Origin of the sequence: Chachezhania antarctica (genome assembly GCF_003646465.1) — a bacterium.
Classification (GTDB): Bacteria; Pseudomonadota; Alphaproteobacteria; order Rhodobacterales; family Rhodobacteraceae; genus Chachezhania; species Chachezhania antarctica.
This window is the reverse complement of the sequence record NZ_QZEX01000007.1, coordinates 12,932-25,886: the sequence shown is the minus strand read 5'-3', so window position 1 is coordinate 25,886 and position 12,955 is coordinate 12,932. Positions and strand designations below refer to the sequence as shown.

Annotated in this window: 11 protein-coding genes and 1 tRNA gene; 4 read left to right on the top strand and 8 right to left on the bottom strand. The window is 59.2% G+C overall.

Features of this window, described 5'->3' with window-relative positions; genetic code table 11:
* Positions 1–66 precede the first annotated feature (66 nt).
* Both D4754_RS14570 and D4754_RS14565 read left to right on the top strand, forming a co-directional pair.
* Positions 67–339 carry a hypothetical protein gene (locus D4754_RS14570; protein WP_121064853.1) on the top strand — a complete coding sequence of 91 codons (273 nt, stop codon included), beginning with the start codon at positions 67–69 and terminating at the stop codon, positions 337–339.
* 33 nt (positions 340–372) lie between these two features.
* Entirely contained in the window at positions 373–684 is a 312-nt protein-coding gene (locus tag D4754_RS14565) for a hypothetical protein (RefSeq protein WP_121064851.1), read from the top strand.
* Here D4754_RS14565 and recA read toward each other — a convergent pair.
* The 8 genes from recA to D4754_RS14530 all read right to left on the bottom strand — a co-directional run bounded on the left by recA (position 681) and on the right by D4754_RS14530 (position 10,318).
* Positions 681–1,757, bottom strand: a complete 1,077-nt coding sequence (gene recA, locus D4754_RS14560) for a recombinase RecA (protein ID WP_121064849.1) — start codon at positions 1,755–1,757, stop codon at positions 681–683. The genes D4754_RS14565 and recA overlap by 4 nt on opposite strands.
* A gap of 366 nt (positions 1,758–2,123) precedes the next feature.
* A complete protein-coding gene (locus tag D4754_RS14555) occupies positions 2,124–4,424 on the bottom strand; it encodes a hybrid sensor histidine kinase/response regulator (protein ID WP_121064846.1) in 2,301 nt (766 codons plus the stop codon).
* A 132-nt stretch (positions 4,425–4,556) separates the two neighbouring features.
* A complete protein-coding gene (locus D4754_RS14550; RefSeq protein ID WP_121064844.1) occupies positions 4,557–5,786 on the bottom strand; it encodes an RsmB/NOP family class I SAM-dependent RNA methyltransferase in 1,230 nt (409 codons plus the stop codon).
* 7 nt (positions 5,787–5,793) lie between these two features.
* The gene (gene guaB / locus D4754_RS14545; RefSeq protein WP_121064842.1) at positions 5,794–7,242 is read right to left on the bottom strand and encodes an IMP dehydrogenase; all 1,449 of its coding nucleotides are present in this window, start codon (positions 7,240–7,242) and stop codon (positions 5,794–5,796) included.
* A gap of 402 nt (positions 7,243–7,644) precedes the next feature.
* Positions 7,645–7,767, bottom strand: a tRNA-Val gene (locus D4754_RS24025).
* Positions 7,768–8,210: 443 nt separating this feature from the next.
* A complete protein-coding gene (locus D4754_RS24020; protein ID WP_163025926.1) occupies positions 8,211–8,660 on the bottom strand; it encodes a response regulator in 450 nt (149 codons plus the stop codon).
* Complete coding sequence (locus tag D4754_RS14535; RefSeq protein ID WP_121064840.1) at positions 8,644–9,378, bottom strand: sensor histidine kinase; 735 nt, start codon at positions 9,376–9,378, stop codon at positions 8,644–8,646. Before D4754_RS14535 ends, D4754_RS24020 begins: the two co-directional genes overlap by 17 nt.
* Before the next feature lies 1 nt (position 9,379).
* Complete coding sequence (locus D4754_RS14530; RefSeq protein WP_121064838.1) at positions 9,380–10,318, bottom strand: restriction endonuclease; 939 nt, start codon at positions 10,316–10,318, stop codon at positions 9,380–9,382.
* 847 nt (positions 10,319–11,165) lie between these two features.
* On the opposite strand from D4754_RS14530, the gene D4754_RS14525 reads away from it, so the two are divergent.
* Entirely contained in the window at positions 11,166–12,182 is a 1,017-nt protein-coding gene (locus tag D4754_RS14525) for a hypothetical protein (protein WP_121064836.1), read from the top strand.
* 219 nt (positions 12,183–12,401) lie between these two features.
* On the top strand, positions 12,402–12,941 hold the full coding sequence (locus tag D4754_RS14520) for a HEPN domain-containing protein (protein WP_476727331.1): 540 nt from the start codon (positions 12,402–12,404) through the stop codon (positions 12,939–12,941).
* Positions 12,942–12,955 lie beyond the last annotated feature (14 nt).

Genomic DNA, 12,955 nt, shown 5'->3' with positions numbered 1-12,955 from the left:
CGCAGCCGCCCGTTTACCGGTTTCTAAGGGGTTCCGCCTAGGCTCGTCCCATATCGGAGAGATAGGATGATCCGCGTCTATTTTCGTTTCAGGGTGGCCGACCCGGTCCAGTGGCAGAACCTGTACCAGGAAAACGCCGAATTCCGGCAGACCTGGGGCGTGCGTGATCACGGGGCCTATCGCCATTGCGTGGATCCGCAGGACATCACGATGTTCCACGACTTCGACACAATGGACGCTGCGGGCATCTTTCTGGCCGATCTGAAAGCCTCGGGCGTGGCCTCCGAAGTCACCGTGCCGGAGGCATCGGACGTCTGGATCACGCAGAGCATCGGCTAACAGGCCGCTTCATCACCGCACACAGGGGACATCATGGCCCGTCTTTTCATTCGTTTCACCACCACGGATTTCGATGCATTCCGCAGAGAGTATGGCGCAAATGCCGAGTTTCGTCAGAACTGGGGCGTGTTGTCGGAATCCGTCCACTACGGCGTGGCCGACCGGAACGAGATCATGGTGCTCCACGACTTCCGAACGGCCGATGCGGCCGGCACGTTCATGGCGGATCTTGCGGGATCGGGAGTCCTGCACGAATTCATCAAGCCTGAATCGCTCGAAAGCTGGCTGTCGCATGACATGGGGTGGGAGCCGACCGAAGAGGCCGGCCCCCGCAAGGCCGGTTAGGCCTCCAGGATATCGCCGTCGTCGCTGTCGCCGCCGCCTTCGGGCATGTCGAATTCAAGCCCATGCGCGGCACGGATCTTGTCCTCGATCTCGAAGGCGATGCGCTTGTTGTCCTTCAGGTATTGCTTGGCGTTCTCGCGCCCCTGCCCGATCCGTTCGTCGCCGTAACTGAACCAGGCACCCGATTTCTGCACTACGCCGGCCAGCACCCCCAGATCCAGCAATTCGCCGGTCTTGGAAATGCCTTCGCCATACATGATGTCGAATTCCACCTGCTTGAACGGCGGCGCGACCTTGTTCTTGACGACCTTCACGCGCGTGGCATTGCCCACGATCTCGTCGCGATCCTTGACCGCGCCGATGCGGCGGATGTCGAGCCGGACCGAGGAATAGAATTTCAGCGCGTTGCCGCCGGTCGTCGTTTCCGGCGACCCGAACATGACGCCGATCTTCATCCGGATCTGGTTGATGAAGATCACCATGCATTTCGACCGGCTGATCGAGCCGGTCAGCTTGCGCATCGCCTGGCTCATCAGGCGGGCCTGCACGCCGACGCTCGAATCGCCCATGTCGCCTTCAAGTTCGGATTTTGGCGTCAGCGCGGCCACGGAATCGACCACCACCATGTTCACCGCGCCCGAACGGACCAGCGTGTCGGTGATCTCGAGCGCCTGTTCGCCGGTGTCGGGCTGGGAGATCAGAAGCTCGTCCAGGTCGACGCCCAGCTTGCGGGCATATTGCGGGTCGAGCGCATGTTCCGCATCGACAAAGGCGCAGATGCCGCCGCTTTTCTGCTGTTCGGCGATGCAGTGCAGCGTCAGAGTCGTCTTGCCCGAGCTTTCCGGCCCGTAAATTTCGATGATCCGGCCCATCGGCAAGCCGCCGATTCCCAGTGCGATGTCGAGCCCAAGCGACCCGGTCGAAGACGACGCGATCTCCTTTACCGGATTGTCGCCGCCCAGCTTCATGATCGAGCCCTTGCCGAACTGCCGTTCGATCTGTGCCAGCGCGCTGTCGAGCGCCTTCTGCTTGTCAGGGTTCGTTTTGCTGCCCATTGTCAGGAGATCCGCCATAGCCTGTTTCGGTCCTTTCCTTATTGTCACACTCGCAAGGGGGCGACAATTGATGCTTCGTTCACCTCTTGTTCTAAATAAGACCAAAAGGAGAACATTTCAATCGAATTATCCACAAAGCGCCAACAGCGCCGTGGAGAACTCGCGCGAAACCCACCCGATCATCTGCCTCCCCAAGCCGAACCGTTGAACACCACGGCGCTGATCGCGCCGGCTCAGAGGGGGGCGAGCCGGTCGCGATCTGGCGCCATGTGCACCAAGCACGGCTGGGGGACCGTGAGGTCCGGGGGCTGAACCCCGGCCCTGCGATTCACTTTTGAAGATATTGGTTAATGTAAGGTTACCGTACCGCTGCAGCGCGCCAGTTCAGGCGAGCTGCTGGTAGACCGTTTCGGTCAGCTGGTTGAGCGAGAACGGTTTCGGCAGGAAAACGGAATTGGGCACCGTGGGCCCGCTGTCCCCGAACGCATCCTCGGCGTAGCCCGACACGAAGACGACGCGGACGTCGGGACGCTCCTCCAGCGCCTTGCGCACCCAGCTTGGCCCGTCGAGCCCCGGCATGACAACGTCGGTCACGAAGATATCGACGTTCAGCGACAGGTCCTCCAGCTGTCGCAGCGCGTCTTCGCCCGACTCGGCCTCCAGCACCGTGTAGCCGCGCAGGCGCAGGGCGCGCGAGGCGAAGGCGCGCACGGGCGGTTCGTCTTCCACCAGCAGGACGACGCCTTCGCCCTGCCGCGCCGGGGCCTTCACTTCTTCCTGATCGGGCACCTCTGGCATGTCGGCATTGGCATCGAAGGCCGGGAAGTACAGCGTGAAGACGGTGCCCTTGCCCTCGACACTGTCGACGAAGATGAACGCGCCCGACTGCTTGACGATCCCGTAGGCCGTCGACAGGCCCAGGCCGGTGCCCTCGCCCGTGCGCTTGGTGGTGTAGAATGGCTCGAACACCTTGGTCAGCTTGTCCGACGGGATGCCCTTGCCTTCGTCGGCCACGCGCAGCATCACGAATTCGCCCGGCGGCACGGTGGCCCGGTCTCGTTTCAGCGGTTCGGTCAGCATCACGACTTCGGTTTCTATCCGGATCTCGCCCCCGTCGGGCATCGCGTCGCGGGCGTTGACGACAAGGTTCATCAGCACCTGTTCCAGCTGCCGTTTGTCGGCGCGGATCGATTTCAGCACCGGATCGTGGCTGAGCGTCAGCGTCACCCGCTCTCCCACCAGCCGGTTCAGCAGATGGGTCAGATCGGCCAGCGTGTCGCGCAGATCCAGCAGTTCGGGCCGCAGCGTCTGCTTGCGCGAGAACGCCAGCAACTGCCCGACAAGCGAGGCGGCGCGGTTCGCGTTCTGAACGATCTGCACAAGATCGCCGTAATCCTGATCGCCCGGGTCATGACGCAACAGCAGCAGGTCACAATGGCCGGAGATCGCCGTGAGCAGGTTGTTGAAATCGTGCGCCACGCCGCCCGCGAGCTGCCCGATCGCCTGCATCTTCTGGCTTTGCACGAACTGCGCTTCCAGGGTCTTCAGCTCGGTCGCGTCGTTCAGGACCGCCATCAGGTGGATGTCGTCGCCCTCGCCCACGCGGTTCAGCGATGCCTGGACGAAGACCTCGCGCTCCGGACGGCGCAGCTTAAGGAATTCGGAATTCTTGCCGGTCAGCCCGGAGGCCGCATCACGCACCCATTCGCTGACCGGGCGGCCCAGCCCCTGCATCAGGTCCTCGGCGCGCAGCTCTTCTCCCGGTTCGATCATCAGAAGCGACGCGGCGGCCCAGTTGGACTGCAGGATGCGTCCGTCGGCGGCAATTTCCACCAGCGGCACCGGCAGCGAATCGATGTTCCCCGCGCCCGGCGCACCTTCGCCCACGGGCACCAGCATCCAGTTCTCGCGCCCGGCCGATCCGCCCAGATAGGCAATGGCCACGTCCATCGGGCCGTTGATTCCGTCGATCCGGTTCAGCGAACCGCTGCGCGGCGGCCATTTCCGGAACACGTGATCGACCCTGTCGGATTCCGATCCCAGGATCTTCTGCGCGGGCAGGTTCAGCCCCAGGATCCGGCCCGAGCGGCTGAGCGTCAGCGCAGGGAACGGGTAATGTTCCAGCCCCACCGCCTGCCCCGAGGACGCGACATCCTGCAACCGCCACAGGAAACCGCCCTGCCCGATCGCGTGGGCGGTCAGGCGCATGTGGCCGCGGCGGGTCATAAGGTCCTCGTACGCCATGCCTTCGGCGCCGGCGCGGGTCCTTAACCGGAAAAGCACGGCCGAGGGATTGGCGAACAATCCGCGCAGGACCGCCGACATCGCGTCTTCGTCGGCGCTGTCGAACTGGCGGGTGGCTGCTTCGTTCTGGGCGAAGATCACCCCGTCATCGTCGGTGATGAAGGCCGGTGCGGTGTCCCGTTCGATGAACCCGCTCAGCGCGCCAAGGGCGACCTGCTGTTCGCGCAATCGTATACGCAATCGAATCGCGACAAGGGCGACGGTCAGCAGCCCCGTCGCACCGACGGCAAACAGGGCGAAGGCCAGAAAGGGCGGAAGCGCTCCCAGAAAACCGGCAATGATGCACGAAAGCGACACGATCGCCGCAAGCGCAACCCGCGCAAGCGATGGCGTGTCCACCCGCAAGTCCGGAACCGTTAAGGCAGCATCGTTGTACACCATTTCCTCCGTCCGATGAGGATTTACGGACATTTCGCGCATCACCCGTTAAGGGGTGGTGAACTACGCTTGGAGCAGCGCGGCAACTCGACATCATATTCTGTCATTGAAATGTCTTCGTTTCCGCTGGGTGCGTCAACAGTACTCAACTGTAGAAAGATGAAATCCGTCGGCACTTGCGGAATCCGGGGTGCCATCAGAAGCAATCAAACCCCAAGATCTGGAAAAATTGATCTTCCAGTCAAAATTTTCTTCGACAAATTCATGAACTTTATTATTATTCTCCGCTGAAAGAACGGAGCAGGTCGCATAGGCCAGATGGCCGCCCCTTGCGACCAGATTCGCGGCGTCGCAGAGAATCTCCGACTGGGTCGCTTGCAGCTTTTCCAACCGGTCCGGCGTCAGCCGCCACTTCGCTTCGGGCGATCGCCGCCACGCCCCGCTGCCCGAACAGGGCGCATCGCACAGCACAAGATCGAACGGTCCCGCAGCGGCAAGGTCCGCGCTTTCAAGACACGTCACCTCCACCCCCGCGCGCGCCGCGCGTTTTGGCAGGTCGCGCATGCGTCGAGGATCGGCGTCATGGGCAAAGAGCTTCAGATTGGCGCGCCCCGCCATCGCCAGCGTCTTGCCCCCGCCGCCGGCGCAATAGTCCAGCACGCGCAGTCCGTCGCTCAATGGCAAGGCGGCGCAGACCGCCTGGCTGGCGGCGTCCTGCAGTTCGACCAGCCCGTCGGTGAACGCGGCTGCATTGCGGATCCGCCTCGCGCCTTCGGTCACCCGCAGCGCGGTGTCTGCGGCCGGGTGAGGTTCGGCCTCAATCCCGTCGCCGGCCAGACGGGCAATGGCCCCGGCGCGGTCCGTCTTGCGCGTGTTGACCCGCAGATGGACCTGGGCGCGCTGCCGCAAGGCCCGCGCCGCCGCTTCGGCATCGTCGCCCAGGCTGTCGCGGAACAGGGGCCAGAGCCAGTCGGGAAGATCCCGTTGATCCTCGGGCGACAGGGCATCCAGCGTTGAAGCGCCCCCTGCCCTCTCGGCATCCGTCAGGGGCGGCGGGGCATAGCCTTCCCCGGTGAAGATCCGATCAGGATCCTCCCCCGACAGTCGCATCAGCCCAAGGATCAGCGCGCGTCCGGACGTTGCCGGATCTTCTGCCAGCCCGGAGGTCGGTTGCCCGCCCGCCGCCGCGCAGGATCGCAGGCAGCGCAGCGCGTCGAACACATGATCGCGGACGGCCGCCCGGTCGCCCGAGCCTGCAAAGCGGCTGCGGCGCGCCCAAGCGGTCAGCGATTGTTCCGCTGGCGCCCCTGTCAGCACCTGGTCGAGGATCTCGATTGCCGTCTGGGCCCGCGCGCCAGGGGTCATAAGCGGCCTACATCGCCCGGTAGTTGGGGCTTTCGCGGGTGATCTGCACGTCGTGCACATGGCTTTCGCTCAGCCCGGCGTTCGAGATCCGCACGAATTCGCAGTTTCGGCGCATCTCTTCCACCGTGGCGCAGCCGGTATAGCCCATCGCCGCGCGCAGACCGCCCACCAGCTGGTGGATCACCGCGCTGGCCGCGCCCTTGTAGGGCACCTGGCCTTCGATCCCTTCGGGCACGAGCTTGTCCGACGCCGCGTCTTTCTGGAAATACCGGTCGGCCGACCCGCGTGCCATCGCGCCAAGGCTGCCCATGCCGCGGTAGCTCTTGAAGCTGCGGCCCTGGTACAGGATCACCTCGCCCGGGCTTTCATCGGTGCCCGCGATCATCGACCCCACCATCGCACAGGATGCGCCCGCCGCGATGGCCTTGGCGAAATCGCCTGAAAACTTGATGCCGCCATCCGCGATCACCGGCACGTCACCGGCCGCGGCCGCACAATCCATGATCGCGGTCAGTTGCGGCACGCCCACGCCTGCCACGACCCGCGTCGTGCAGATCGAGCCGGGCCCGATCCCCACCTTGATCGCATCGGCGCCCGCACCGATAAGTGCGCGCGTGGCCTCGCCCGTGGCGACATTGCCCGCGATCACCTGGACCTCGTTCGACAGCCGCTTCGCGCGCTCCACGGCCCGCGCCACACCTTCGGAATGGCCATGCGCCGTGTCGATCACGATCAGGTCGACACCGGCATCCACCAGCGCTTGGGCCCGCTCGAAGCCGGCATCGCCCACGGTCGAGGCCGCGGCGACCCGCAGACGGCCAAGCGCGTCCTTGCAGGCGGTCGGGTTCAGCACGGCCTGTTCGGTATCCTTCAGCGTCAGAAGCCCCGTCAGCTTGCCCTTGCCGTCGGTGACCAGCAGCTTCTCGATCCGGCGGGATTTCATCAGGCTGATCGCCTCGTCCCGGTCGGCGGGTTCGTGCAGGATCGCGAGGTCGGTCGACGACATCATCACCCGCACCGGCGTCCGTTCGTCCGAGGCGAAGCGCATGTCGCGGTTGGTCACGATGCCCACGACGCGGTTGTGATCGTCGACCACGGGAAAACCCGTGACCTTGTAGCGTTCGCGCAGCGCCTGCGCGTCGGCCAGCGTCTGGTCGGGATGCAGCGTGATCGGGTTGTAGACGATCCCGCTTTCGAACCGCTTGACCCGACGCACTTCCTGCGCCTGGGCCTCGATATCCAGATTGCGGTGGATCACCCCGATCCCCCCGGCCTGGGCCATGGTGATCGCCATCTGGGATTCCGTCACCGTATCCATCGCGCTGGACAGAAGGGGGATGTTCATGGCGATGTCACGGGTCACCTGGGTGCGCACATCTGCATCGGATGGCAGCACCGAAGAGGCGGCCGGAACGAGCAGGACATCATCGAATGTGAGAGCCTCACGAATCTGCATATTGGTCTCCGCAGGCAGAATAGCGTTTGGCGCGTAGCCTATCGCACGGATAGTCGGCATACGGAAGAGCCTGCACCAAATCTTGAGAAGTCAGTTGCGGAAACCGGCCATGATGCCTGCGCATGGCTCCGCCACACCCGGCCCCCGCGTCCCACCGCCATTGCAACTGCGACTGCATGCGCCCGGCTTCACTGTCGGATGCCTCCGGCAGGAGAATTTGAAGAAAGAAGAAGCCGGGAACTCTTCCATTTCTTCTTTTCGGAAATACTCCGGGGGAGACCGGGCTGCAGGCCCGGACGGGGGCAGAGCCTCCTGGGCGGGTCATTCGTTCAATAGGGCCGGGAACAGGGTACCGCGGGCGAGGGGCAACTTGGTGCCCGGCAACGGCCTGCGGTAGAAGAATGGTGGGTGATAAGAGATTTGAACTCCTGACATCTTCGATGTGAACGAAGCGACAGGTCGCCAAGCTACTGATCTTTTGGCCAAGGCACTGTTCTTAAAAGCGACCAGATGCGCCATTCACCCACCTTTTCCGGTTCAGTCAGGTTCAATGAACCACGGCGCACTTCGCAGTTTTGCCCACTCCTTTGCCGCACGTTGATACGATGTTCTCAGCTCGGAGACGACCTGTGCTAAAACAGTCGCGATTTCCGCGTTGCCCAACGGTTCCGAGCAGCCCGTGTGCTACCTACATTTAGTAGACACTGACATGAGGTTCATGGGCAGGGAGAGCGGGGAGCGGTCGTTCGCTGAGTCCTGGACAAACGGCAGCTGGGCGCAACGAAGCGGCCATCTGAAGCCAGCTGGGACTACCGCAAGTCGCAGTTAGCCACGGCTTGATCAATCACGGTGGCCAACCTGTCGCCTCAAAGATCGCGTTATTCAGCGTCGTGCGACGCAGAACCCGGAACTTGAAGCACTGATCGCCACATTGGCACTGCAAGACCAAGACTTGTGGCCTCTGCGAGTCAGTTACTAGGGGGCGTAGTTGGATCAAAGGAGATGACTGCCATTATCTCTTCTTTCAGATCTTTTGGTCTGCCTTTCAGAATGTAGGTGCAATCCATAATCCGTGCTTCATGCTCCACTTCAGGATCGCGATGAACTGTGTAGATAATTACCTGTCGACCTCTGTAGCCTGCATTGCGGGCATGCCAAGCGACCTGTAGACCAGGGTATTTTTGATAGACGGCCTTCTTGACGCCGGGGCCATTCGTTAGTGAAGATGAGATGGGCACGTTGAGATCCAAGACTAAAGCTCGATAAATCTCCTTAGAGATCTCTTGTATCGCGCCTTCGGCGTCGGGTAGTGCGATGACGTCAAATCCTTTGGCCTCAAGGAAATCAATGAGCCATTGGATATTGAAGACTTCATCATCCATCAGGAGAATTGTTTTCTCTTTAGTTGTTGCGGCCATTGTCGGCCTCCCCGTTTGGTATCTTCAAGGTAAATAGTATTCCGTCACCATCCCGCTGAACGGAAATTGATCCATGCAGGCGATCCTCCATAAGGAGTTTGCAAATGTATAGACCTAAACCGGTTCCGGAAGCGATGCTTCTTCGAGCGTTCTCTCCTCGAAATCCAAGATCGAAGACCTTTCTAATTTCGGCTCCTGAGATCAAATTTCTGGGGGTATTTCTCACGGTAATTACAGCATCACCAGTACTGGTCTGTATCCACTGCCTGACCACTATTTGACTATCCGTCGCACTGTATTTAACCGCGTTATCGAACAAGTTCATGAGAACTTGCCTTAAGGCTTCTGGGTGTCCTGGAACACGATTGTTCGCTCGCTTATCCAACAAGTCGATTGAAACCCTCTTGGCACTACCCTCCTCCTGATAGTACATTGCAGCTTCAATGATAACTTGAGGGAGAGCGATCCTCCTATTCGGCTGGCCTGCCTCGTATTGCGCGGAAGAAAGATAAGCAAGATTTCTCACCAGAGTAATTACGCCCTCAAGCTGAGCTCGTGCAGCTTTCATGCGCTGTTCCCGCCGATTCTCACCGATTGTTCCATCAACTAGGTTGTCTAGCGTTCCGGCAACACCGTTCAGAGGATTGATGACTTGGTGCGTGAAGTTTGCAAGCAGGGTTAGGTCGATTTCATATTGGGACTCATCTTCTTCGCTCATACTACCCTCTTAACTGGAATGAAAAAAATGAATCGCTCTTTGCTTCAAAAGCGTCGCATCTAGCGAGAAGAAGAACAGGCTCAAGAAATTTATAGGCTTGTTCGTCAAACTTTAAACCTGCGCACGATGAGTGAACCTGAATTTGGTCTTCCGCGAAATGGCACTCGACTACCTCCGCCTGTAATAGATGCCGGATAATCGACACTATGGCGCGAAAGCCAACTTCTTCAGCCCCACTCGGGTCACCATTTAGACTTAGCCATGGCCAATCTGAAGCACTAATCATTGGGTCGCCTTTGGAAAAGAATCCGTAAGTTTGAAGATCATCCATTCTCTTGTTTAACAACTCTGATAGCGCTGAAGCTGCTGTCAGCGGGAATTCAGATTTGCCTTCAAAGCACCACGCGCCGTAAGCTGACTGAACTAGTTTCGACAGTGTTAACGCGATCTCGACACCGGGAGATGAAATTTCATTGGTGAAATCGAAAATGCCATGCGCAAATGCAACTTCTTGATGAATCCTCATGTACATGGGTAGATCGTAACCTCGCCAGATTCGAATTCCTGGACGCCGCCTCTCTGCGTTCCATCTTTCAATTTCCGTTTCACATTGGGGTGAAGGCTGCGAGTTTGTCGCCAACAGCAGATAGTCAGCGCCCTGAACATCAGCGAAGGCAATCTTTTTCCAGAGTGTCGCCCAATCTATTGACGTCGCATAATGCTTACATTCTATGTACCACTTGTGCTTGACATCAGAATTAGTTAAGTCCGAAAAAGTCTGCTCCGCTTGAATGTCGCGCCCTCCGTCCGCACCTGGGGTGCGCCAAACGACATTGCGAAACCCCACCGCCCGAACCAGGTCCAGAGTCAGATTTTCAAACCTAGTAGCGCTTAAGGCATTGATACGGATATGAATTTCTTCATCTGAGATGCTAGCCAATGAATTTCAACCTTTTATGCGCCAATACACTTCGCGATTCGACTTGTCTGACCTGATAGCCGGTCCATGAGACATTTAAGCGCAAAGCTGTTGAGAAGCCAATCGACGCTCCAGATTTTCCGCACCAGCGCGTTGCGCGGAACGCACCATGACGAATGAAACCGATGTTTTGCTGAGGTTGAGTCAAGAAGGGTGAGGTAACTGTACGGTCGGCAAGGCAATGTGCTTCAGGGATTTCCAAGTAGGCCAGGTATGGGCCATTTTTCAGGCGCTTCGAGAATTAGCTGCAGGTGATACCTATTTGGGCTGCTCCGCTGGACTTGGACTGCTTGGCAGTTTCGGGCTGAGACCGGCCCTCCGCTGCGCCAGGCTCGAAGGTCCGGTGTGGGCCGTCCTTGACGGCATCGCTACGCTACGTCCCTGAGATGCTGCACTTGCATGGGTAGGACGGAAGGGCTCAGGTCGACCTGCGGCAGCGCGGCAGTCTCCTCGTCTAGGGGAGTTGGCCTGCCCGCCGGAGTCGGCCCTTTGCCGCCACTCAGCTTCCGGGGATGCTGCATTGCCGCATCCTCCAAAGCCGCCCTTCGAGGAACGACGTCGCAAAACACGCGGGGGGCTGGTAGTGATGCGGGACGAAGCCGCCGTTTGCAGGCGCGCGACATTACCCCACGACCGATTTGCGGGCAGGAAGCGGTCTGACTGTTGTGCGGAAATGCGAAGGTAGTGACGCCGGATAACCGTGGAACCCCTTGCTAGCTTGAGGCGCACTTCAAAGTCCACAGGCGCGTTGATACGGTGAAAGCCAAGCTATAGACACCCCGCAAGCCTATCATCAAGGGGGACTGAGGTGGTCAAATTCATCGCGGGCGTTCTGGAGCAACTGGACGTCGCTCTAGAGCACATCTCAAAGGGAGACGTTCACAACGCTCGCTTCAGCCTAATGATGACGGACAATGCCCTTGAGCTGACCCTTCATCGCTTCGCTCGCGACAAACTTGGTGAGCTGAAGGCTTGGGATCGAAAGTGGGACGCCTATCCGCACAAGGATGAGCTGCTGGCAGCGCAGGGCCAGCACTTCGATCGGAAGGTCAAGTTCGCCCACACGGAGGGGATGATCTCGACTGAAGACAAGGCGACGGTCCTTAGTCTCCACGGGTTCCGCAACCAGCTTCACCACGCTGGCCTGCATCACGAGCAGGTTCTGCCTAGCCTGTCTGCATTCTACCTGGATGTGGTTTGTCGGATCCTCGCCGATTATCGCGTAAGCCACTGGTCACACGGATCAAAAACAAGTGTCCCGTACAGGGCTCGAAAATACATCTCGACCTCGTCAAAGACCGGCAGGCTCATACCGAACGGTAAGGATTTCAATCGTGGGTGTAGCGATATCCGAAATCGGTTGGACTTCGACCATGTTGCCATGATAGCCTCGATTGCCGACTATCTCGATGAGATCATCGAGATGTTTGATTACTGCGTGCAAACGGCTGCTAATGGACCATACAACGATTCAAAGGTAAGTCGCGACCAGTCGATCATCAGCGCCCAGGCTTGGAGGGCGATCTTCTCGGATGAAGGCCGAGCGTTCATCAAGAAACATGTCAGGCCGACGAGCGTAAATAATATGGCAGACTTGGAAAAATGGATGGAAGCTCACTTCCCCATGAAGGTTCGCTCCGATCCTGTTGGGTCCTGGGAGTCCAGAGCCAAGAAGGTCCGCTCCGGTAGAAACCCCCATTCAGCTCTGTCTAGCTACGTGAACTTCATGAAGGAAACGGAAACACTTCGCGACATCATGCAGGAGACGGCGGGTCAAGTTGAAGCTGAGATTGATCGGATCATAGACGAACGGCGCGGGCGCTGATCGTCGGATCCTCACGCCCTACGCGCTACGGGTGCTGCTGACGTTGAGACGATTTGATGGTGATGGGGATACGCGTGACACGATGATCGGAAAAAAGATCGACGCTTAGGGTTGTTCAAGGACGAGATTGACTAAGTTTCACTGGGCTAATCAAAGGAACTTGCTTCGGAGCGGCATTGTGCGCTTCTGTTTTGATATTATTGCAATGAGGAAGCGGATTTGCCTTTAGAACTTGGACTTGTCGATGAACTTATTGCTGCCAGAAGAAACCTTCACGGCGGTGGGAGGGGAGCCCCAAGGAGGCTCGAAGACGGAAATCACGAGGGGCGTGCATTGAACCGAGCTTGCGTTGTGATGCTGACCTCCACGTTGCAGGCCTACGTCGGCGATGTGTTCCTTGCATGTTCCGAGAAGGCGTTCGGCCGGCAGCTGACCGAAGATGAGCGGAAGGACTACGCCAAGACGTGGTCGAGATGGGGAAACCCAAGCGATGAAAATATCATCGCTCTTTTCAGGCGTCTCGGTATAAATGACGTGTTCAACGGCCTGTCTTGGCAAGGACAGTCAACCACAGCGTTGAAGAAGAAGCTGAAGACCATCAATCAGGTCAGAAACAAAATTGCTCACGGTCAGGATATCTTGGTTGATGGGCAGCCCTATGCGCTCACCCTCAATTCGATACAGGGCTGGAGACGCGTGATGCAGACGTTCGGAGAGCGGTTCGAGGCGCACGCACTATCGAAGATCATCAGGGACTAACTGTCGCCGTCTTG